The following is a 22,555-nucleotide window of genomic DNA, read 5'->3' as shown; positions in this document are numbered from 1 at the left end:
TGCCTAAATCACCTTGAGTCTCGTATCCCCACTACAAAAATCGGCTGGTTTCCAGGAGGAAATCTAGTTCGAAGTTTTGCATCGTTTGGTTTGCATCAGGCGCCCCACGTTAATCACTGCGCGTTGGCCAAGGGTCTGGGTGTGGGGCTTGGTACGATCAATTTTTGCTTCCAGGCCTTGGTGGAAAAGGGCTTGCTCAAGATGTCGAGCTTCAGCCAGAGCAAGCTGCGCTATGCCTATTTGCTCACGCCGACTGGGGTGGCTGAGAAGTCCAAGCTGACGGCGGAGTTTTTGAGGCGAAGTATGAGGTACTGCAAGCTAAGATGAATTCCGTAAAGGGCGGCCTGCAGTGAAAATAGCCATTGCAGGAACTGGTTATGTTGGCCTGTCGAACGGCGTGTTGCTAGCGCAGCGCAACGAAGTGGTCTGTCTCGACATTGACGCGGAAAAGGTCGTGATGTTGAATCGAAAGGAATCTCCGATCGAAGACGCCGAAATCGAAGACTTCCTCAAGCACAGGCCACTGAACTTCCGCGCTACGCTGAACAAGCAAGAAGCCTATGTCGGCGCCGACTTCGTCATCATCGCCACGCCCACTGACTGCGATTCCGATATCCAATCCAGCGAAATTGCCGTGTGACGCCTTTAATTACGTTTTAAATCGGAAATTAGCTATGCCGGAACTAATTATCAGAAACAGACCTATCGGTGATGAGCACCCTCCCGTAGTCATCGCTGAGATTGGCATTAACCACGGCGGGTCGTTGGATCTTGCGATCCGGATGGCAGATGCTGCAATCGATGCAGGGGCTGAGATCGTCAAACACCAGACTCACGTTATCGAAGATGAAATGTCGGAAGAGGCCAAGTCGGTTATCCCTGGCAATGCAGACATTTCGATTTACGAAATCATGGATCGTTGCGCACTCTCTGAGGAAGATGAGCGCAGGCTCATGCAGCATGTTCACGGCCGGGGTTCTATTTTTATTAGCACGCCGTTCTCAAGGGCTGCAGCCGAGCGGCTCAAGCGTTTCGATGTCCCTGCCATCAAGATCGGTTCAGGCGAGTGTAACAACTATCCCCTGATCAAGCATGTGGCAAAAATTGGCAAGCCTGTCATCGTCAGCACAGGAATGAACACCCTTGAATCGGTGCGCCCAACCGTTGAAATCCTGCGTGCACACAAGGTGCCCTATGCCTTGCTACATTGCACAAATGTCTACCCCACTCCTCCCGAACTGGTCAGGCTAGGTGCGATGTCAGCTCTTCGAGAAGCGTTTCCGGATGCCGTGATCGGTCTGTCGGATCACACGACATCAAACTACCCCTGCCTGGGTGCCGTAGCGCTTGGCGCATCGATCCTTGAGCGTCATTTCACTGACAGTATGGAGAGGGAAGGACCAGATATTATCTGCTCGATGGACCCCAAAACTTTGTCTGAATTGATTGAGGGTTCACGTATCATTTTTTCGGCCCGGGGCGGCAAAAAAGGGCCCGTCGACGCGGAGGCTCCAACTATCGCATTTGCCTTTGCATCGGTTGTGGCTACCAAGGACCTCAAGCCGGGCGAAAAGTTGACCGAGGAGAACATATGGGTCAAGCGGCCTGGTGGTGGGGACTTTGGCGTGCTCGACTATGACTCTCTTATTGGAAAGGAAGTACTGCGCCCCATCAAGCGCGGCTACCAGCTCCGTAAAGATCAAATCGTACTTGGTTTATCAACACAAGAGTAAACGGAAAAGATGTGATGGCTTATCTTCGGTCAAAGCTGGAAATCCTCCTAAGAAAAATAGCGCAAATCAGGGCGAAGCGAATGCTGCAGCGCAATGATGGGCTTTGGAATGCCTTGCAGGCATACCTGCAGGAGACGAAATCCACAGGATGTGGGTACATTGACTACGCGTGCCTGTATCAAACGATCAGGTCGGAGAAACCGGTGGAAGTGCTTGAGTGCGGAACAGGGGTGTCTACATTGGTTATCGCTCATGCACTGATGGAAAACGAGAGAGAAACCAGCCGGGGGGGGCGGGTGACGTCCATGGAAGAGCATGAAGGGTGGCTTGAGATGTCGCGCAAACTTCTGCCCAATAAATACGCAGAATATGTAGATTTCAGGCTGAGTGGGACCATTGAAGATCAGTACTCTCTATTTAGAGGGGTGCGCTATGAGGACATTCCGGACAGAGCCTACGATTTTGTTTTCGTTGATGGCCCAAAATATGTTTCGCCAGTTGATGGGTCTGCAACATTTGATTTTGACTACATTCACGTTCTGAGAAGCACTGTCAGACCTATCGGATGTCTGGTAGATAAAAGGCTGTCTACAGTTTTTGTTTTGCAACAACTGCTGGGTGCGGACAAAGTCAAGTATTCAACTGTAGCCGGCCTAGGCTATGTGAAGCCATGCACCAAAGATGACCTAGGTACCGTAGCAACCTCAATTTCTTCAAAAAACTATCAAGGCAGTATGCGGCTACTTGGAAATTCGAAGTTATCGATTACCGCGAACAAATAATTGTGAGCAAGTGAGTTTATGCGGGTGGTTGTTACTGGCGCATCAGGTTTCCTAGGCAGTGTCATTGCTAGAAGCCTGACTTATGCCGGGGTGAGTACCCTGCGCGTCTCACGACAGGATATCCCCGGTTTTCTGCAGGTGGCTAAATATGCAGACTCGCCGCTTGGTGATGTATTGATCCACTTGGCGGAGATCAATAATAGATCCCGAGTGAACCAATTATCGGTGGAATATGAGCATGAGGCGTCCAGCACTCTCCATGCCTTGTTGAAAAAGGGCTACGGAAAAGTGATCTATGCATCTTCCTCCGTCATCTATGGAGATGGACTCTGCACACCTCACATCGAGTCCGAACCTGTCAGCGCCATCGACACTTACACTCGCGTGAAATTGGCATCTGAGCAAAGCGTTCTGTCTTGTGGAGGTGTTGTTGTGCGGCTTGCCAATATCTATGGTCCAAGTATGGCTACCGTAAATGTACTTAGCCACATATTTGGTCAGCTTGACCAGAATGGTCCCATTAAATTGCAGGATACCAGCCCTGTTAGAGATTTTATTTGGGTCGAGGATGCTGCCGAAGTCATCATAAAAATGGCGACTCAGCAGGCTCAGGGCGTGTTCAATGTTGGCACGGGAGTTGGCACGTCAATTGGAGAACTTGCGAGGATGTTGCTGGAAGAGGCAAAACAATCCCAGCGACAGATCGTTTCTACGCAGCCAGCAGCCAAGCCGTCCTGCATCGTTTTGGACATTACCAAGACTAAACAATATCTGTATTGGCAGCCATCTGTCCTCTTGAATGAAGGGCTTCGGCGTTTGGTCAGCAGGCAGAGAGGAATGGAACATACATGAGATTACGTACCATCGCCATTTTCACCGGCAATCGTGCCGAATATGGTCTTCAGTATCCGATACTACGAGCAGTGGACAATCACCCCGATCTGGATTATCGCCTGATCGTGTCCGGCGCCCACCTGGATGCGAATTTCGGGCGGACACTCGAAGAAATTCGGAGTGACGGGTTCAGAATCGATGCAGAAGTCAAGATCGAAATGGACGCAGGCTCGCTCTTTTCCACTGCACAGGCCATCGGCTCCGGCATCATCGAAATCAGCAAGGTGCTCGCAGAACTAAAGCCGGACATGATGGTGGTTTATGCGGACCGGTTTGAGGGCTTGGCGGCCGTGATTGCGTCCAGCCAGATGAACATACCCACCGCACATATCGAAGGCGGCGATCTGACGGAAGGCGGGGCGCTGGATGACTCGGTGCGCCATGCCATGACCAAGCTTTCGCACCTGCATTTCACAACTAACCAACAAGCAACCAATCGCATCCTCGGGATGGGCGAAGAGGCCTGGCGGGTACATACCGTGGGTTTCCCGGCGATCGATTTGATCTCGGAGGGCAGATATGCCCACCCGGATGAGATCGCCGAGCGACTTGGGCTGAACCTTTTCCGTCCTGTCGTGCTGTTTACACAGCATTCCGTCACGACAGAGTTTGATCAGGCAGTTTCGCAACTCGAGCCTTCTCTGGCTGCGTTGGAAGAGTTAGCAACAGATGGCGTGCAGGTCATACTGACCTACCCGAACAACGATGCCGGGGGGCGGCAGATTATTGAGCGCCTTGAGGAGTTCCGTCACCGGAAGGTCGCCAATACCCAAGTGCATCGATCGCTTGGGCGTCATCTCTATCACGGTGTGTTGGCATTGGCGAAGCATGATTCGATACTCGTCGCTTGCGTAGGCAACTCCTCCTCTGGTCTCAAGGAAACACCTGCTTTCGGCTGTCCGACCGTCAATATAGGCTCTCGGCAGGAAGGCCGGCTACGTGGAATGAACGTCGTTGACGCGGGGTATGACCGACAGGAAATCTCCTCTGCGATACGGCGTTGCCTGTTCGATGATGGCTTCAGGCAACAGTGCCACAAGGTGGAAAACCCCTACTGGCTGGGCGATGCCGGGCCGAAGATCGCCGAGGTGCTTGCTGAGGTCGCGTTGGATCAAAACCTGATTCGCAAAAAGATGACCTTGAAAGGCGAGATCAGGGATGGCTGGTTCCGATGAGCGATGCTTTGCTTAGTCCAGATGCTCCATTGATGGCTGCGGTTCGCGGCATCGAGGCTACTCGTCGGCGTATGGCGGTCGTGGTGGATGCCGAGAATCGCCTCCTCGGCACGCTCACTGATGGCGATGTAAGGCGTTGCCTGCTAGCGGGCGGGAGTCTTGAAACACCTCTGTCGCAGGCTATGAATTCATCCCCGTTGCTTGCCGAAGAAGGCGCGCCCGCCGGGTATCTCCTGGATCTCATGCGCAAACGCAACGTCATGGCTCTGCCGGTTGTCGATAGCGAAGGCCGTTTCAAGCGGTTGGTACATTTGATCGATCTGGAGTATCCGGAGCACTTTATTCCGGTCACGGCTGAATTTGACTTTGCCGTCATCATGGCCGGGGGAGAGGGTACGCGACTTCGTCCCCTCACGGCCACGATCCCCAAACCGATGGTGGACATTGGTGGCGCCCCACTGCTGGAGCGCCAGATCGAGAGTCTAGCTAAAGCCGGTCTGAGGCGTATCTACCTCTCCCTAAACTACCTTGGTCATGTTATCGAAGAACATTTTGGTGACGGCGCTGGTTTTGGGGTAGAGATTCGCTACCTGCGTGAGCAGGAAAAATTAGGTACTGCCGGTGCCCTCGCCCTCCTTCCGGAAAAGCCTAGTCGGCCGATTGTCGTGATGAACGGGGATATTCTTACCACCTCTGATTTTGGCAGTCTGTATACTTTTCATCAGGCGCACGCCGCTCAAGTTACAGTGGCCGCAGTAGATTACCGGATCAGCATACCCTACGGCGTTATCAATACCGAGGGTGCTTTTGCTACTGGACTGGTTGAAAAACCTTCCCAGCGATTTCTGTGTAATGCGGGCATCTATGCCGTTTCCCCGCAGGCGCTGGACTTGCTGCAAGGAGCGGGGCATCTCAACATGACAGATATTATCGATTCCTGCTTTACCTGCGGGATGCCGGTGGCTGTGTTCCCGGTTCACGAGTATTGGAGTGACATCGGCACCCCGGATGATCTCGAAAAAGCTCGGACTTTCTTTGCTCAAACGGTGCAAGACAATGATTGAAACAATTACCGGGAAAAAAGTGTTCGTTACTGGCTCGGACGGGTTCATCGGTAGCCATCTGGTCGAACAGTTAGTGGCTTCGGGTGCGCATGTTCGCGCGTTGGTGTACTACAACTCTTGGAATGACAAGGGCTGGCTTCGTGATGTAGCCAAGGAAACCCTTGATGGTGTGGAATTGTTCACTGGTGACGTACGGGATGCGGAACGCATGCGGCAAGGGGTAACAGGTTGCGATTATGTGTTTCACCTTTCCAGCCTGATCGCGATCCCCTACAGTTACGATGCGCCGCGTTCCTATGTCGATACCAATGTGACCGGAGCACTGAATGTCTTGCAAGCCTGTCGGGAGAGTGACGCCTTGACCCGGCTGGTGCACGTTTCTACCTCTGAGGTGTACGGAACTGCACAGCAGGTGCCGATTTCCGAAGATCATCCTCTCGTGGGGCAATCCCCTTATTCCGCGAGCAAGATTGCAGCGGACAAGATGGCCGAGAGCTTTTACCTGTCGTTTGGCCTGCCTGTGGTGACTGCACGCCCCTTCAATGCCTTCGGACCTCGTCAGACAGCACGCGCCGTGATCCCAACCATAGCTAGTCAGTTGTTGGCCGGCCGTGAAACATTGAATTTAGGGGCATTAACGCCTACTCGTGACTTCAACTTTGCCTTGGATACGGCTGATGGCATGCTGGCTTTGGCCCTGTGCAAGGAGGCTGAGGGGCAGGTGGTCAATGTTGGTTCCGGAGAAGAGTGGTCGATCGCCCAGACGGTCGAAATGTTGTGTGAAATCGTTGGGCGCAAGGTAGAAGTCATCACCGACGAAGCGCGTATCCGTCCCGAAAAGAGCGAGGTCAACCGTCTGCTGGCGGATACCCGAAAGATGCAGCGGCTCACGGGGTGGAAGAGTCGCGTACCGTTTAATGAGGGGCTGACAAGAACGGTGGAGTGGATTGAGCGCAACATGCACTTCTTCGACGTAGATCGCTACGCAAAGTAAGGCATTGGCACATGCATCTAGAAAAAATTCTCTGCGTAATTGGCGCTCGGGGCGGAAGCCAAGGCGTGCCTGGTAAAAATATCCGACCGCTTCTGGGCAAGCCGGTGATTGCATGGGCGATCCAGAAAGCATTGGCTGTTCCGGATATTGACCGCGTGGTTGTTAGCACTGACTCTGAAGCCATTGCTGGAGTGGCGCGGGCGGCAGGTGCCGAGGTGCCTTTTATGCGCCCAGCCTCCCTCGCCTCGTCAGATGCCGGCAAGTTTCAAGTCTGGCAGCATGCGCTTCAAGCTTGTGAGGAGCAGGACGGCATTGCCTACGATTTGTACATCGATATTGACTGCACCAATCCTTTGCTCCAAGTCGCTGACATTCAAGGCGCGTTGCAGAAATTTAGACAACTGCGACAGGACGGGCTCGCTCCAGATGCCGTATTCACAGTATCCGAGGCTCGGCGCAACCCTTATTTCAACCTGGTTGAAGCCGATAACGATGGTGTCTTGAAGATGAGCAAGAGCATCGGCAATGGCACAGTGCTCGCGCGCCAGCGGGCGCCGGCTGTTTATGAGCACGTTGCAGGTACCTATGTCCTGACAACGAAATATCTAAAGTCAGCCGGTCACCTACTTGATGGTCGCGCATTCGGTTACCAAATTCCACCTGAGCGGGCTTTCGACATCGACTCGGAACTTGATTTTGCTCTTATCGAGTTTCTTCTCAAGCGCCAGCTTAGTCATTGAGCCGATGAACGGATATCAGGACTCATGAACGTATTATTTTGCACGCAAAGCGAAAGTCTCAAACTGTTTGATGCCCTGTGCAGCGCTAGCAAAACACGGTTGCCGGTCGAGCGGGCCGGTTTTGTTGTGGCTGACAGCATGGCATACGACCGCTGGCTTCTCGAAAGACCAGGCTTCGAGCAGGAGGGCCACCACTTACTTAAGGAATGGCAAGTCACGGCAAGGCCACTGGGTAAACCGGACTTGGTAAAACTGGCCCGCTATGAGCGGGAGTTGGGCGGTGATCCAGGCCTATTCGGTGCAATCGTGGCGGATCGCCGGTTGTTCATGGGGCCTGACTGTGCATTTACCCAAGATTACCGCCGTCGTTTTTCCGATGATGAGTTGCTCTGTATCCTTCAGCGTGGGCTCGAGCGCATGGAGGCGCTTTTTGATGATCTAAAGCCGGATTTGGTCGTTAGCTTCATCTGCGTCACGATGCTCGACTATCTGGCCTATCTTTTTGCCAAAGCTAGGGGGGTGCGGTTTTTGAACCTTCGTCCCACCCGAATTGGTGACCGTGTCGCCTTCTCGCACTTGCTAAACGACCCATCGCCCGAACTTGCCTTACAGTACCAGCGGTTGCTGGCTGGTGAGCAGTCGCGTTTCGAAGAGGAAGCTCGGCGCTATATTCAGCGTGTGCGTGAACAGCATGGTCGCTATGAAGGAGTGGTGCGCCCATCTGACAAGCCGGCGCTAAAGTCGAACGCTTCAAAATTCGCGCGAATCGACCGGTTATTCTCAGCAATTCGCGCCTATTGGAACTACAGAAACTCCATTGCAACTTCTGACAACCACGTACCCGATCCGCTGCGCCGTCTCTATTTCACGGCCTGTCAGAATCCTAAGCAGGCCCGTCGTACGCGCGAGTTCTTCAAGGGCCGCTATGTACACGAAGCTGATCTGCCAGGCATGCGGTATGTTTTCTTCCCGTTGCACACCGAGCCCGAGGTGTCATTGCTGGTGTATGGCAGACCGTACGTCAACCAGATTGAGATCATTCGGATGCTTGCCATGAGCCTACCGATCGACACCGTGCTCGTCGTGAAGGAGCATCCGTGGATGGTCGGGAAACGATCGCTTGGCGCCTACCAGAAGATGCTGGACATCCCCCGCGTCAGGTTCGCTGATCCTGCTGTAGAGGCCCGCACACTTGTGAAACAGGCCGATCTCGTGGCCGTGGTTACGGGCTCAGTCGCACTGGAGGCGGCCATGCTCGACAAGCCGGTCATCACGTTTGGCGACTGCCCCTATAACCTGCTGCCCGACACCATGGTGCGTCGCTGCGCCGATCCACGCCACCTGCAAAACCTCGTCAGGAAGGCCATCGGGCAACATAAAACAGATGAAGAGGCGCTACGGGCTTACGTAGCCTCTGTGTTCGAAACCAGTGCGAGCGTCAATCTCTATTCGGTACTGCTGGGCAAAGCCAATGTTCATACGGAACGAACCGCCGCCTATATGGATGAAATTGCCAAACTGGTGGAACACCTAGAGGCATTGATCGGACGCCCACCTGCCAAAACCGTGCCCGGCGCTGCCACATGGTGAAGTCATTGCCATGATCAGGGTTCATTTCACCTACCGGCATGTCGATGCGGCATGGGGCGGCGCGAACAACTTCATCCGTGCAATCAAAACTGAATTGGCGCAGGACGACCGTTTCCAGTGCACCGATACCGTCGATGCACCCTGCGACATAGTTTTCATGAATCAACTCGGCAAGGGTCCTGGAGGCAATGGCCGGCGCTACAAATTGGCCCAGGTGCGACGCTGGAAAGCCGAGGGGCGGCGCATTGTTGTTCGCGCAGTCAATCTCAACCGCCACGCGTTCCGCATGGGTTTGCGCAATATGACCCTCGGCTGGCTCCAGGATCGCCAGACTATTGCGCTGCTCAACCTTGCGGATGTCGTCATTTTCCAGAGTGCCTATCAGCGCGAGTTTTTCTTGCGTGCTGGATACAAAGAGGCACAAAACTGCATTATCCATAATGGAGCTTCTCGGTTTTTCTGGGTCGAGAACCCTTGCGCGCAACCACTGGATGGTCAAATCAGGCTCGTCTCCTCGACAGCCAGCGCCAGGGAGACCAAGCGGCATGATCTGATCGCAAAAATCTCCATGTGCGACGGCGTCGAGGTCGTGCATCTTGGTGTCTGGCCGGAAGGACTACCCACCGCTCAAGTCCGCTTGCTGGGCATGCAGCCACATGAAGAGATGCTGAAGACTCTTGCGCAAGCACATTTCTTTTTACATCCGGCGCTGAACGACCCGTGTCCAAACGCGGTATTCGAAGCCCTTTGCGCCGGTCTCCCCGTAATCTACAACCCCGGCCCCGGTAGCAGCACGGAAATAGTCGGTTATTGCGGGTTGCCGTTGGATGAAAGCAACCTTGTAAACACAGCCAGAGAGGCGAGGTCGCGATATAGCGAACTGAGAGATCAAGTGCTCAAGAATCGACATCGCTTCGCGATTGATGCCGCCACGTCGGGTTATCGCGATGTTTTTCTCCAACTTGCAAAAAATCCCCTCGCCAGATGATCGTTGCCTCTTCATCGCAATCCATCAAAGCCTGGTGGCAACTGGTGATAACACGCTCTTGCGCTTCATGGAGGATGAGCAAATCGCCCGCCTATACTTGCGGGGTCGAATCCTAGATATTGGTGGCGGCACAGATTTTGACTACACCAAGCTGATCCAGATTGATGGCAATCTGGACTCCATCAACATTTCCGCAGCAGTCAATCCAACAATCGTCGCTGACCTGAATGAAGTCTTGCCCATCGCCGACAAAATGTATGACAAAGTAATTTTCCTCAATGCACTGGAGCGCATCCATGAAGAGCGCCGTATCACACGGGAACTGCTCAGGGTGCTCAGACCGGGCGGACGATTCGTTGTGACCATCCCTTTCCTATTCCCACGACACGGCCGTTATGGTGACTTTCATCGAAATACGGCTGAATACTGGGAAAAGGAACTCTGCGAACTGGGACTTGATACAAATGACTTCATCATTAAATCATTGTCGTGTAGTCCTTTGTCCAGCGTGTTGGCAGCTTTGCCATGGTTTCTCGGCGGCATACGTGGAAAACTTGTCAAAGGAATTGTTCTGCTGGCTGCGTGTTCGCGTCGACGCGGGAAGCAATCCTCAAAAGCTCTTGCAGGGGATACAGACTATGCTCTGGGCTTTTATATCGATGGCATCAAATCAGTCCAGTCGCCCGGATCAGAGACGCTCTCGCCGAGTTCGCCAGGAGCATTTACTTGATTGACAAACAGGACTTTGAGGCCTACGCCGATTTCAAACGATTCAATGCGAATGTGGCAGATACTTGGGATGCTGCCTTGTGTGAAGCGATCAGCCTATCTGGCCAACCACCAATGACCATCAAGCTCCTGGACTATGGTTGCGGCGATGGGAAGTATTTTCATCACCTCGTATCAAATCGTGGTCTAAGTGCAGAAAACGTGCACGGTGTGGAAGTATCAAGTCGTCGCGTACAACGATGTCAGGAAATGGGGTGGGCAAATGCCAGTCTGATTGAAGGAACAGGCCCGCTTCCATACAAAGATGCAAGCTTCGATATCATCAACATGATGGAAGTGATTGAACATATCCCGGCTGAGCAGGGCGCACGCACGGTGAGCGATCTCCGTCGCATTCTTCGCCCAGGCGGGATGCTCCTGATATCTACGCCCAACTATCCAATCAAGCGATTCTACGACTGGAGTGACGCACTGCTGCATCGCAAATGGAGTCGATTGCGAGATGACCCGACACATGTCACTCATTTCAGCGACAAGCGTCTGCGGCACCTGCTTGAACAGAGCTTCTCGGACGTACAAGCGCGTCCTTTCAAGCATGGCTATTTATACAAACGAATAAAAAGCCCCTGGTTGATGCACAAACTATTCTTCCTTTGTACGGCATAGATCATGCAGGTCATACAGGACTGTCCCGCCTGCGACACCTCAAATCCGATTACTGTCACTCAACTTGACAAGTTTCGTCGCCACGCATTTCTCGAATTCGATCAGATCAAGTACGACGGATTACTCTCAAATTGGCTCGATACGATTCCCCTAGAGGTGTTGGGTTGCCGGGTATGCGGTCATGCGTGGTATCGCAATCAACCAGAGCCAGATCAACTTTTACTCATGTACGCATCTGGGCGCCCCCTTGCATCAGGTGCAATACCCACCAACACTCCGTCAACTGCAATGCAGCAGGAAATGCGAAGGGTACGACGCCTGACCAATACTGTGTGCAAAGAACCCTTGCTTCTCGATTACGGCTCCGGCCGCGGGCGCTGGGCGCGAGCAGCAGTGGCAGAGGGGTTCCGCGTCGTCGCCTATGAGCCTAGTGTCGAGCGGGGCGGCGAAGCAGTTCCGCCCTTCCGATTAGTGCATTCGGAGTCTGAGCTCGCGGGCATGAAATTCGATGTCATTCATCTTGAGCAGGTTCTGGAGCATGTGCCTGACCCATTTGAAACACTAACAAGGCTTAAGGCCTATTGCGGGACACATACGCTGATCCGTATCACTGTCCCCAACATACTGAGAGACCCCTCTGGAACTCGTATCTGGGAGACTTGGCCTTTCGATGGAAAAACACCTCATGTGCTGGCCCCATTCGAGCATCTGCATGGCTTCACGCCAGCATCGCTCCGGCGTCTCTGCGTGCGTGCAGGATATCGACCGGTTCCTGCATCTCGCATCGTACGAACGCACCCGCTGAATCTGCTGCGGCAATGGATAGACTTTGCATGGCACAGTCTCGGGACGACGGCCCAGTATCTTTCGCTGCATTCGTAGAAATCTGCTTGGCGAGGACTCGTGTTCGGAACTTATAGACTTCTACTCGCGCTCCTTGTGCTTCTCAAGCACTTCAAGGCAACCGAGGTGTTCTCCGGCCTGGCGGTATGGGCTTTTTTTCTTCTCAGTGGGTTCCTCATCACAGGAGCGCTGAACAGCCGGTATCGGTTTGGGCGTACGGATCTGTTCGAATTTTCGGTCAACCGGGCATTGCGCATCTTTCCGACCTACTGGCTTTCGCTCTTCCTCGCATTCATATCCATCTGGATGTTCGGCCATCTGGTTGATCCACGCTCGATCAACAGCGCGCTTGGTATTCCTGACAGCGGCTTGGAGTGGATATCCACTGTATTCATACTTGGCGGAACGTTCCTGGGGCTTGGTCGCCTGGAGACTTCACTAAGCCCTTCTTCGTGGGCGGTTGATGTGGAGATATTGATGTATGCGGCATCGATGCTATGGCTGTCCCGCACATGGAAGGGTGCAAAGCTCACATTACTGATCTGTGCCGGGGCATTTCCTTTCCTTTATCTGACCAGCAAATTGCTGGTTCGAAATGGCTATCCAGAACTCGCAGGATCATTAACCTACAGCTTTCTACCAGTTGCATTGATCCCCTACGCCTTGGGCGCATGTATATGGCATCTTCGTGACAAGTTCAAGAAGCCTGAAAGGCCACACACCCATCTGCTGATTGCCAGTGTGGGTTTTCTCCTGTGTGGATCATTGCTCAGCCGCTGGAGCGTAACAGCCAGTTTCCTGGTCGCACTACCTCTGCTGGCCTACATCACTTGGTTGCTGTCCCTTAACAAGGCAAAGGGTGCAGGAGTACGCATCGATGCATTTTTTGGACACATGGCTTATCCAGTTTATCTGCTGCACTGGATAGGCAACCATGTAGCCTTGGCCCTGGGGGTGATGTGGGGGGGGGCGGCAAGCGTCGTGCTTGCCATACCGGATGAAAAAAACGGACTTCTTCAGACCACGGTAGCTGGTTTTGCACTTGTTGTGCTCGTGACGCTGCTGATATCGGCCGTGATCGCATGGTGTTTCGAGTCTCCGATTGATGCACGGCGTCGCAAATGGTCATCGCAACTGTCTACGACTTTCTTCGGGGAAGGCAAATCGCAACAGAAGGAAAACCACACTTAATAGAGAAGCAGCAATGCGTATCAAATTTTCAGAACTAGAGATATCTGGCCTCTCCGGGCTGAGGCAGTTGTCGATCGGCGAGTTTCTGGTTGCCAGCTTGCTCGTATTGAGCATGACTCAAGGGGCTTGGGTTGCTGCGGGCATTCGTGAGTCGATGCTGAAGGCAGCTCTCGAAGCTGGCTTTATCGCACTCTTTGCCATGGGGGTGGCGCAAAGACTGCGATCAAGACAACTGCTGAGCGGCATACAACTGATCTTGCCATTTTGCGTCGCTGTTCTGTTCGGTCTCGTTTCGGGCGCAACACAAGGTGCCAGTTTCATCGAAAGCCTGTTCTATGTGAGACTCCTCGTTGTGCCACTGCTCTTTTTGGTCGGGATACTGAATATTCCGCTCGATAGAGCGGCATCACGACGGCTGTTGTTATTGATCGCCAGTCTAATGTTGCTGCAACTTCCGTTCTTTACCTACAAATGGATGGTGATCGGGGTTGAAGAAAAACACTGGATAGGCGGGTTGAGTCAGACGGCTGGACAACTCGGGCTTATCTTCCCAATGCTTGTGCTGTCAATGCTTCTTCTGTTGTATCTGTACAAAGGGGGCTGGACTATTCTTATCGTCACGATTTACGCATTCCTGCCCGTGGTAAACGAAAAAAGAGCAGTCGTGGTCATGCTCCCACTTCTTGTCGCAGCAGCCTTCTATGTTTATGCGCAGCTTTCGTCGCGCCATCTTGGCGAACAGATCGGTATTCCACGAATAACTATCGGGAAGCTTGCGTCTTTGAGTGTGGTGTGCATCACCGTGTGGATTTCTTCGGTTACCTTGATTCCGTCTCTCCAATGCGGTAGCGATGAACCATGCCCTGTACAGCTATTGAAATACGGGAAGGACTATCTGCTGAGAGACTATTCCTCTCCAATGAATCACTCGGACACAACCACCAAGGATAACAACACGAATATTCAATTGGGTCGGCTCAAGCTTATGCAGGAAAGCATCGAGACACTGGCGGATAGGGGTTTGGGTACGCTCATTTTCGGACTCGGTGGTGGAGCAATCAATCCTAGCCCTAATCTCGGACCCAATCGCACAGATATCATGTTCGATAAATTCGGGCTTCGAGGAACATATTCGTTTGGTTTGATGCTGCTCTGGGAGGGAGGCATTGCTTCCGTGATTGCGGCAGCGGGTTTCTTCGTATTTCTCTGGCTGGCGCTCGAAAAGCAACTTGCCGGAGTTCATACAAACTCGAGCATTATTTTCGGCGGTGGAATAATTCTGATGGTGGCAGTCCTGGCATTCGATTTTTTTGTCTACTCAACAGCTGGATGGCTGACGCACAGCGTCACCCCGTTTATTTTCACGCTGAGTGCAATTTTTCTGAGGCACGGATATCCTGCGAAGGTGGATTGACGTGCTGCCACAGAAATCAAACAAGGTACCGAGCGCCAGACAGACCGTACGCAATATCGTATTTATGTGGGGGCACAAGGTCGCATACATTATCTCGTCACTGGTCGTTACGGGTGTAGCTGCGCGGTTTTACGGTCTCGAGGAAATGGGGGTCTGGATTCTCGGGACGACAATGGCAACCTATGTGGCTCTGCTGGACTTTGGTGCAGCTTCCGCATTACCAAGAATACTGCCTCGCCTGCTGTCAAACGGGCGCCATAGCGAAGCGTCCCGCCTTGTCTCATGCGCTTTCTTGCTGGGCGCTGGTGTCAGCCTGATCGGCGTGCTGGTGATTTATTTTGGCGGAGTGGGTGTCGCTCAGCTACTGCTTGGAGAAAGTGCAGGCGCAGGGCATTACGACGTTCTCGCGGTGGCCGTTGTAGCAGCACTGGCCGGACTGCCACTCAAGGTCGGTTACGGCCTGTTGGCAACTTCCAATCGATTCGATATCTATTTCGGGGTGGATCTGGCAGGAGTTTTTTTCCGTCTGGCTCTCGTACTTCTCGTCGTGCTTGAATGGCGTTTGGGAATTTTCGTTTTTGCGGTTGTCGCTGTCCTGCCACCTCTGCTGACCAATATCATTCAGTATTATCTGGGGGTACGTCAGGTAGGGGTTCCGATCACTTTTTCGGGACTCTCGAGAGCGAGTGTGTATGAACTGATGTCGCATACGGGTGCGTCCTTGCTGCTGACGTTTTCGGCAATGATGCTTGCCCAGGGAAGCATCATTGCCGCTGCAAAGCTTGGATTGGCCTCTGTGTCAGCTTTCGCCATACCGTTGATGCTGGTCACACAGGCCGTGTCTTTTTCGGGTTCGTTGGGCGCACTCGTAACGCCCGTGGTCAGTTCCTTGAGCGTCGCCAAGGAACAGGCACTTGCGGACGTGGCTATTGGAACAATTTCATTGTCGGCCAGCATGAGCGTGCCGATCGTCGTTGCGCTCTTCTTCGCGGGGCCCGCATTTGTGCATTGGTGGTTAGGCACCGGAGGAGAAGAACACACATCGATGCAGCAACTGGTATGGAACTTGCATTTTCTCTCGATTGGTGCATTCTTTGTGGGGCCTGCGTCAGCTGTCAGAGGTGTTTTGCTGGGGGCCGGCAGGCATTGGGAAAGCGCGTTCTCCGAACTGAGTAGCGCGGTATTGGGTCTCGGAATCGGCCTTGCCTTGTTGCAGTTGACCACGCTCGGTGTATCGGCGCTCGCCATTGGCGTTTCTGTCGGGTTCATGGCTCGTCTCTCCATCGCAGCTATTCTGCTCAAAATGGAAATCAGACTGCGGCCATTCGATCTCGCCATGTCTATCTTCAAGCCGTCAGGATTGCTGCTGTTAAGCATGGGAGCGCCCACGGCAATTTTCGGCTTCCCGGGTGCCCTGTCAGCACTGCACACGCTCATGGCACAGGTAGTCATGGGCGGAACGATCTGGGCAATTGGCACTTGGTGGTTTGTATTGACCCCTTCGATGCGTAATCTTCTTGTAAACAAAATTCGCAAAACATACAACCGTGAAGCCTGACCTGAACCCAGTGAGGCACAAATTTCAGGAATTTGTGAATTCCTGCTCGTCTTCGTCACTTGATTTCTGCCTGACGCCGCGCGCTGATACAAGTCTTTACGCCACTTGTTTCGCAATCTACTCTTTACAGTTGATTCGGGCTCTTCACAAAATTGAAGACCCGAAAACAATGGCCAGGCATTTGAAAAATGGCCTACGGGAAATACGACCGCGTGACTCGAATCACCGCCGTGCGAAGCCCTATCGACAACTTCTGACCTTCGGCTTGAGTGCGCTGGCGATCCTGGATGAACTAAAAGAAGACCCCTTGGAAGATCTCGTTGGCGAGCAGATTGATGACAATATAAAAGATACGCTTCTGCGAGCCGGGGTAATAAATGGACAAGCAGGAAGTGGCAACCAGGCCATGTTCGCCGCAATTTTCATGATCCATGCGCGGGACCATCTTGGAATGCCTGTTCATGCAAAACTGGATGAGTGGGTTGATATACATGTCAAGCACATGAACCATTTCGGCTTTTGGGGATGCTCTTCTGGCATGACTCACCTTCAATTCCAGAATGGCTATCACCAGCACGAAGTGCTGGAATACCTTGGCCTGGACAACCCACATCTCGAGCAAACACTTGCGTCCGTTCGTGGTTTGGCAGATATGCAGGGGCACTTCGCTCCCTATCCGGGCGGTGGTGGATGCTATGACTACGACGCTGTGTTCATGCTGACACCGCATGGCCGGATACCCGACGAAACCACTCGGCGCGTGCTGGAACGGACGGCTAGCACCTTGTTGGCAGAACAAAACCCGGATGGCGGATTTTGCGAGTCGCTTCAGGTGCGGCCCCGATCCATTGCGCAACTGGCCGGCTTTGTCCGCCATGCCTGGGCAGCACGGGGTAATCCGGGGGCATTGCGGGAACGCCTGCGCTATGGCCTGACTCTGCAGCGCCCCAAGCACAATCGCATCCATACCCACTGGAGCCAGTATTCGCGCGGATGGAATGAATCCGACCTGTGGGACAGCTGGTTCCGCATGCTGGCCCTGGCTCGGATAGATGTTGCCATGCATCCTGAGCATGCGGGACATTGGGGTTTCATCGACTATCCAGGGATTGGCTATCACCCGTCTCTCCGTGCTGCAAAAGTGGAGCGATGAACCGATGCGTTTCCACTACATTGCCCCCTCAACGCTTCCTTCCCGTGCTGCCAATTCAGTGCACGTCGTGTGGCAGTGTAATGGCCTTGCCCAACGCGGCGCAGACGTGACCCTGTATGCCAAGCGTGCCATGCATGATGCGCAGCAACTCCCACAAGCCGTGGAAACCACCTATGGCGTTGGGGCCACAGCTTTTCGCTTCGAGACCTTCTACAGTGCCTTGACGCTTGGAGACAACCTGCGAATTGCCCGACATGCGGTGCGCTGCATTCGTCGCTCCGAGCGGGGCGACGCCATTCTGTCGCGTAACCTCTACGCGACGTTCTCGTTGGCGGTGTTGCATAGAATTCCGCTGCTGTTCGAAACGCACCAACTCGAGACAGGTTTTAGAAAATGGATGCAGCGTGCCATAATGCGTTGCCCATGGGTAACCACCATTGTGATCTCGGAGCACCTCGCCAAGTATCTAGCGGAACACCATGGAGCGGAGCCGCATCGCACACTCGTACTGCATGATGCGGCACCGGCCGGTATCTCACCGGTAACAATCACTGAGCGCAGGGATAAACTTTATGATCTCGTACCCGAAGCACAGGGGACTTGGAAGCAGGTCTGCGGCTATTTTGGACACCTGTATTCTGGCCGCGGCATAGAAATCGTCGAAGCGATGGCTGCAGCACGTAAAGACTGCCTGTTTTTGGTCTATGGCGGCACAGAGACCGATATCGCAGCTCGCCGCGCTTCCAACCGACAAGCCAACTTGGCATTCATGGGCCATGTACCTCATCCTGTGGCACGGGACTTGATGCGAATGGTGGACATACTGCTGATGCCCTACCAGGAAAGTGTTTCCATTGGTGTTGCTGGACATGACACGGCTCGATGGATGTCCCCGATGAAGATGTTCGAATATCTGGGCACCGGTGTGCCAATCATCTCTTCTGATCTACCTGTATTGCGAGAGGTGTTGCTTGATGGAGCAAACTGCTTGCTTGCTCGTCCATCGGATATTGATTCATGGTTGGCAGCCCTTGACCGTATTGCAGGGAATCCTGAATTGGCGGCGCGTATCGGCTCTAATGCCCACGACCAATACGAACGACAACACACTTGGACACGCAGGGCAGAAAAAATCATCGAAGCTGCCTGCGAACTATGAATCGCACAATATTTATCCTGGTTCCTTCGCCGCATCCAACTGGGCCAGTTAAGGGGGCATTTGCCTTGGCAAATGCCTTGGCACCCATCCGTCGCGTAGTGCTGGTTTATCTGAAAGATGGGCCAGGCGTGGATGCCAATCTAGATGCTCGTGTCGAAGAGATTTTGCTAGTCACTACTCCGGGTGGTTGGAGGGGCCGGCTGCGTGTCTACCAAAGGCTTCTTCGGGATGCCGGGGGGCGAGAAAACGTGGCATCGCTCTCAATGTGCTTCTCGGCTGATCTGTTCAACCGGTTTTGCTCTGAAGATGCGGTTATCTGTTCGAGCGTGAGGGGTAATCTGCCGCAGAACTACCAGCATGATTATGGAATGATTGGCACCAGTTTGGCTATTGCCCATCTGCTGGCGCTTCGTTCGTTCGACCATGTGTTTGCCATGACAGAGGCCATGGCCACGCAAATTCACTCTATTGCAGGAGTGCGGTCCAAGATTATCGGGAACTTTGTCGACGAACAGGCCCTTGAATGCTTCCGGAGTGCTTCTTCGTATGTCAAAGGGGGATTACACTTTGTTTACGTTGGGTCTTTGACGAATCGAAAACAACCTGCCCTAATCGTGCATGCGATCGAATTTTTGATAAGCCAAGGCTATGAGGTCAAATTAGACGTGATTGGCGATGGCCCCCTAAGAGAAAGCATTTCTGCCACGGTGGTGAGAAATGGCTTGCAAGAACATGTTCAACTGCACGGCCAGGTTGCAAATCCTTACCCGCTCATCGCTGGTGCCGATGCATTGATACTGCCGTCGCGTTCAGAAGGTGTTTCAAGGGCGGCTCTTGAAGCTTTGCATTTGGGGGTGCCTTGTGTGCTTCGTGATGTGGACGGTAATGCGGAACTGCTGAGCGACCCGATGGCAGGGAAACTGTTTTCAAGTGATATCGATCTTTCTCGTGCAATGATTGAGGCTGCGAGTCTTGGCCGCACACGTTCTATAAAATCAAGTTTGCTTCCTCCTTCGTTCAGGCAATCTACGGCTGCGATGCAGTATCTGCAGCTTATCGAGGGCTCTGTATGACCGCCCCTGAGGAATATTTCGAGTATCTCAAGGGACGCAGTCGCCTCGGTTGGTTGTATCGGCGGTACTGGCTGTATCCAAGGCTATGCCGATATCTCGATGGAAAGACGCTTGATATTGGTTGCGGAATCGGCGATTTCCTGAATCACCGTACCGGAACGGTGGGCGTCGATATCAATCCTGCAACGGTCGAATGGTGTCTCCGTAGGGGTTTGGATGCGCACCAAATGTCGCCTAATGTGCTGCCATTTCAGGATGTCAGTTTTGACAGCGCAATTCTAGATAATGTGCTGGAACATCTGATCGAACCTGCTGAACTACTAAAAGAAATACGTCGAGTTCTGCGCCCACATAGTTCCCTAGTGGTAGGCGTGCCGGGACATCGCGGGTACGCCACAGACTCGGATCACAAGGTTTTCTATGACGAGGCCACACTTGTTTCGACTTTGGCAGCGGCAGGTTTTGGCCTGCAACGGCTATTCCATATGCCCTTGCGGTCGGCCTGGTTAAATGTTCGTATTCGCCAGTACTGCCTGTACGGAGTATTTGAGCGTGACTGAGCCTTGCCGCCAGCCCATCATGGTATCCGTTGTCAGTCATGGCCAAGGCCGGTTCGTAGCTGCGTTGCTCGAAGATCTGGCTTGTTGCCAAGATGTATCGGCGGTTGTTCTGACCCAAAACATTCCCGAAGACGACATTCCGTGCCCTGCGTCCCTCCAGCCTCGCTTGCGAGTGATCCGTAACGAGCGTCCTCGCGGTTTCGGCGCCAATCACAATCAGGCTTTCAGATTTTGCGAAGCCTCAATGTTTGCGGTGCTCAATCCGGACATCCGGCTTAGGGACGATCCTTTTCCGCAATTAGCTCAAGCTCTCGAGATGAGCTCTGGCGGGGTGATCGCGCCAGCAGTGAGAAATCCCAGCGGCGATCTTGAGGATAGCGCGCGCAATTTTCCTACACCGCTGCGTCTGGTGCGCAAGATCATGGGACTCGGGGATGGACGCGTGACGTCCGAAGGTCCCGCCCCGCAGGACGTCGACTGGACTGCCGGAATGTTCCTTCTTTTTCCGGCCAGCGCGTATAGCGAACTCGATGGGTTCGACGAAGGTTTCTTTCTCTATTATGAAGATGTAGATATCTGCACTCGTCTCTGGCAGAGTGGCCGGCGCGTTATTCTGCATCCGGGCGTCACGGTGATACACGCCGCACAGCGGGCGAGCCGAAGGAGGCTGCGCTATATGAAATGGCATCTGTCTAGCATGTTGCGCTACTTCGTGAAGCATGCCTGGCGACTGCCGCGATAGGGAGATGGTTGCTTGAAAGTTCTGGTTACTGGGGCGTCCGGCTTCATCGGACGCCGACTCTGCGGCACGCTAGCATCTCGTGGGTTTGAAATGGTGCCGACCGTTAGGGGCGGGGCTGTCGGAGTTGAGGTTGCTGTTGGCAACGTTGGGCCAGAGACGGATTGGCATTTTGCATTGCTCAAACAACCAGACGTCGTTGTTCATCTCGCTGCTCTAGTCCATGTGATAAGGGGTGATGTGGTAGATTCTTTGAAATCTTACAGAGCAGTTAATGTTGAGGGCTCTCTTAATCTTGCCCGCCAGGCTGCAGCTAGGGGCGTTAGACGTCTTGTGTATTTAAGCTCGATTAAGGTGAATGGAGAAACCAGTGTGGCAGATCGGCTGTTCCAAGCCGACGATACGCCTGCTCCGGAAGACCCTTATGGTATCTCCAAGCATGAAGCGGAACAGCTGTTGCGCCAGATTGCCACTGAAACTGGAATGGAGGTGGTGATCATTCGCCCTCCTTTAGTGTATGGACCCGGAGTCAAAGCCAACTTTGAGTCGATGATGCGTTGGCTGGTCGGTGGCGTACCTTTGCCACTGGCCGCCGTCACAAACAATCGGCGCAGTTTGGTGGCTTTGGACAATCTGGTCGACCTGATCATCACTTGCCTGAAACACCCTGCTGCTGCCAACGAGACATTCTTGGTTAGTGACGGGGAGGATCTCTCGACCGCCGATTTGTTAAGGCGCGCAGGGGTAGCCTTAGGGATATCTGCGCGCCTGTTTTATGTGCCCACTGCACTTCTCAAACTGGGGGCAACTATGGTGCATAGACAACGCATGTATCAGCGCTTGTGCGGGTCGTTGCAACTGGATATTGCGAAAACCAGAGATCTGCTGAACTGGCACCCTCCGGTTTCAGTCGATGAAGGTTTGCGTCGCGCAGTGCAAACGATAATACGATGATACGTTTTTTTGACGTTGTGTTTTCAGGCCTTGGATTGCTACTTGGCTGGCCTTTGCTAGCCTTGATTTATCTAATCGGCTTGTTCGACACCGGTTCCCCGTTGTTTCTTCAGAAGCGCGTCGGTCGTCATCAAAAGCCTTTCGTTTTGGTGAAGTTCCGTACCATGCGCCCTGATACGGCATCGGTCGCTACTCACCTAGCCGATGCATCGGCTGTTACCAAGATAGGGCTTTTTTTGCGGCGCACAAAGCTGGATGAGTTACCCCAGTTTTGGAATGTACTTAAGGGGGAGATGAGTCTGGTGGGCCCTAGGCCAAGCTTGTTCAACCAGACCGATTTGATTGCTGAGCGCGCAGCGCGGGGGGTTTTTGATGCTCGTCCAGGAATTACGGGGTTGGCACAAATTCAAGGCATCGATATGTCCACTCCCCAACTGCTTGCAGAAACGGATGCACTCATGCTGAGGGAGATGAGTATAGTGGCTTACTTCAAGTCCATCATAAAAACAGTGACGGGCTCTGGCAGCGGCGATCGAATAAAGCCTCTTTGAGCACG

At 53.3% G+C, this 22,555-nt stretch carries 23 protein-coding genes; all 23 read left to right on the top strand.

The features are described 5' to 3' along the window. Positions 1-349 precede the first annotated feature (349 nt). The gene (locus KI617_RS02390) at positions 350-640 is read left to right on the top strand and encodes a UDP-glucose 6-dehydrogenase family protein (RefSeq protein WP_226450277.1); all 291 of its coding nucleotides are present in this window, start codon (positions 350-352) and stop codon (positions 638-640) included. A gap of 34 nt (positions 641-674) precedes the next feature. Beyond that, the gene (locus KI617_RS02385) at positions 675-1,733 is read left to right on the top strand and encodes an N-acetylneuraminate synthase family protein (RefSeq protein ID WP_226450276.1); all 1,059 of its coding nucleotides are present in this window, start codon (positions 675-677) and stop codon (positions 1,731-1,733) included. Between the two features lie 80 nt (positions 1,734-1,813). Further along, the gene (locus KI617_RS02380; protein ID WP_226450275.1) at positions 1,814-2,515 is read left to right on the top strand and encodes a class I SAM-dependent methyltransferase; all 702 of its coding nucleotides are present in this window, start codon (positions 1,814-1,816) and stop codon (positions 2,513-2,515) included. An 18-nt stretch (positions 2,516-2,533) separates the two neighbouring features. Then, positions 2,534-3,367 (top strand): NAD-dependent epimerase/dehydratase family protein, encoded by an 834-nt coding sequence (locus KI617_RS02375; protein ID WP_226450274.1) that lies wholly within the window; start codon positions 2,534-2,536, stop codon positions 3,365-3,367. Then, positions 3,364-4,584: a UDP-N-acetylglucosamine 2-epimerase gene (gene neuC / locus KI617_RS02370; protein ID WP_226450273.1), complete on the top strand. Its 1,221-nt coding sequence runs from the start codon at positions 3,364-3,366 to the stop codon at positions 4,582-4,584. Before KI617_RS02375 ends, neuC begins: the two co-directional genes overlap by 4 nt. Further along, positions 4,581-5,648, top strand: a complete 1,068-nt coding sequence (locus KI617_RS02365) for a nucleotidyltransferase family protein (protein ID WP_226450272.1) — start codon at positions 4,581-4,583, stop codon at positions 5,646-5,648. Before neuC ends, KI617_RS02365 begins: the two co-directional genes overlap by 4 nt. Next, the gene (locus tag KI617_RS02360) at positions 5,641-6,642 is read left to right on the top strand and encodes an SDR family NAD(P)-dependent oxidoreductase (protein ID WP_226450271.1); all 1,002 of its coding nucleotides are present in this window, start codon (positions 5,641-5,643) and stop codon (positions 6,640-6,642) included. Before KI617_RS02365 ends, KI617_RS02360 begins: the two co-directional genes overlap by 8 nt. An 11-nt stretch (positions 6,643-6,653) precedes the next feature. Next, a complete protein-coding gene (locus KI617_RS02355) occupies positions 6,654-7,382 on the top strand; it encodes an acylneuraminate cytidylyltransferase family protein (RefSeq protein ID WP_226450269.1) in 729 nt (242 codons plus the stop codon). A 24-nt stretch (positions 7,383-7,406) separates the two neighbouring features. Then, a complete protein-coding gene (locus KI617_RS02350; RefSeq protein WP_226450268.1) occupies positions 7,407-8,972 on the top strand; it encodes a capsular polysaccharide export protein, LipB/KpsS family in 1,566 nt (521 codons plus the stop codon). A gap of 10 nt (positions 8,973-8,982) precedes the next feature. Then, complete coding sequence (locus KI617_RS02345) at positions 8,983-9,960, top strand: glycosyltransferase (RefSeq protein WP_226450266.1); 978 nt, start codon at positions 8,983-8,985, stop codon at positions 9,958-9,960. Continuing rightward, positions 9,920-10,690, top strand: coding sequence for a class I SAM-dependent methyltransferase (locus tag KI617_RS02340; RefSeq protein ID WP_226450264.1), 771 nt, complete (start codon positions 9,920-9,922; stop codon positions 10,688-10,690). The genes KI617_RS02345 and KI617_RS02340 overlap by 41 nt, the downstream gene beginning before the upstream one ends. Further along, positions 10,687-11,355, top strand: coding sequence for a class I SAM-dependent methyltransferase (locus KI617_RS02335; protein ID WP_226450263.1), 669 nt, complete (start codon positions 10,687-10,689; stop codon positions 11,353-11,355). The genes KI617_RS02340 and KI617_RS02335 overlap by 4 nt, the downstream gene beginning before the upstream one ends. A 3-nt stretch (positions 11,356-11,358) precedes the next feature. Then, a complete protein-coding gene (locus KI617_RS02330; protein ID WP_226450261.1) occupies positions 11,359-12,237 on the top strand; it encodes a class I SAM-dependent methyltransferase in 879 nt (292 codons plus the stop codon). 87 nt (positions 12,238-12,324) lie between these two features. After that, positions 12,325-13,389 carry an acyltransferase family protein gene (locus KI617_RS02325; protein ID WP_226450259.1) on the top strand — a complete coding sequence of 355 codons (1,065 nt, stop codon included), beginning with the start codon at positions 12,325-12,327 and terminating at the stop codon, positions 13,387-13,389. Between the two features lie 13 nt (positions 13,390-13,402). Beyond that, positions 13,403-14,803, top strand: coding sequence for a hypothetical protein (locus KI617_RS02320; protein WP_226450257.1), 1,401 nt, complete (start codon positions 13,403-13,405; stop codon positions 14,801-14,803). A 1-nt stretch (position 14,804) separates the two neighbouring features. Continuing rightward, positions 14,805-16,361, top strand: coding sequence for an MATE family efflux transporter (locus tag KI617_RS02315; RefSeq protein ID WP_226450255.1), 1,557 nt, complete (start codon positions 14,805-14,807; stop codon positions 16,359-16,361). Then, a complete protein-coding gene (locus tag KI617_RS02310) occupies positions 16,351-17,514 on the top strand; it encodes a type II toxin-antitoxin system RelE/ParE family toxin (RefSeq protein ID WP_226450253.1) in 1,164 nt (387 codons plus the stop codon). The genes KI617_RS02315 and KI617_RS02310 overlap by 11 nt, the downstream gene beginning before the upstream one ends. A 4-nt stretch (positions 17,515-17,518) precedes the next feature. Next, on the top strand, positions 17,519-18,673 hold the full coding sequence (locus KI617_RS02305; RefSeq protein ID WP_226450251.1) for a glycosyltransferase family 4 protein: 1,155 nt from the start codon (positions 17,519-17,521) through the stop codon (positions 18,671-18,673). Between the two features lie 65 nt (positions 18,674-18,738). Then, positions 18,739-19,746: a glycosyltransferase gene (locus KI617_RS02300; RefSeq protein WP_226450249.1), complete on the top strand. Its 1,008-nt coding sequence runs from the start codon at positions 18,739-18,741 to the stop codon at positions 19,744-19,746. Then, positions 19,743-20,306, top strand: a complete 564-nt coding sequence (locus tag KI617_RS02295; protein WP_226450247.1) for a class I SAM-dependent methyltransferase — start codon at positions 19,743-19,745, stop codon at positions 20,304-20,306. Before KI617_RS02300 ends, KI617_RS02295 begins: the two co-directional genes overlap by 4 nt. Positions 20,307-20,370: 64 nt before the next feature. Further along, positions 20,371-21,048 (top strand): glycosyltransferase, encoded by a 678-nt coding sequence (locus tag KI617_RS02290; protein WP_226450245.1) that lies wholly within the window; start codon positions 20,371-20,373, stop codon positions 21,046-21,048. 12 nt (positions 21,049-21,060) lie between these two features. After that, positions 21,061-21,999, top strand: coding sequence for a UDP-glucose 4-epimerase family protein (locus KI617_RS02285; protein WP_226450243.1), 939 nt, complete (start codon positions 21,061-21,063; stop codon positions 21,997-21,999). Further along, positions 21,996-22,550, top strand: coding sequence for a sugar transferase (locus KI617_RS02280; RefSeq protein ID WP_226450241.1), 555 nt, complete (start codon positions 21,996-21,998; stop codon positions 22,548-22,550). Before KI617_RS02285 ends, KI617_RS02280 begins: the two co-directional genes overlap by 4 nt. Positions 22,551-22,555: the final 5 nt, after the last annotated feature.

This window comes from Ferribacterium limneticum, assembly GCF_020510625.1.
GTDB lineage: Bacteria > Pseudomonadota > Gammaproteobacteria > Burkholderiales > Rhodocyclaceae > Azonexus > Azonexus limneticus_A.
This window is presented reverse-complemented; position numbering and strand designations above follow the sequence as displayed.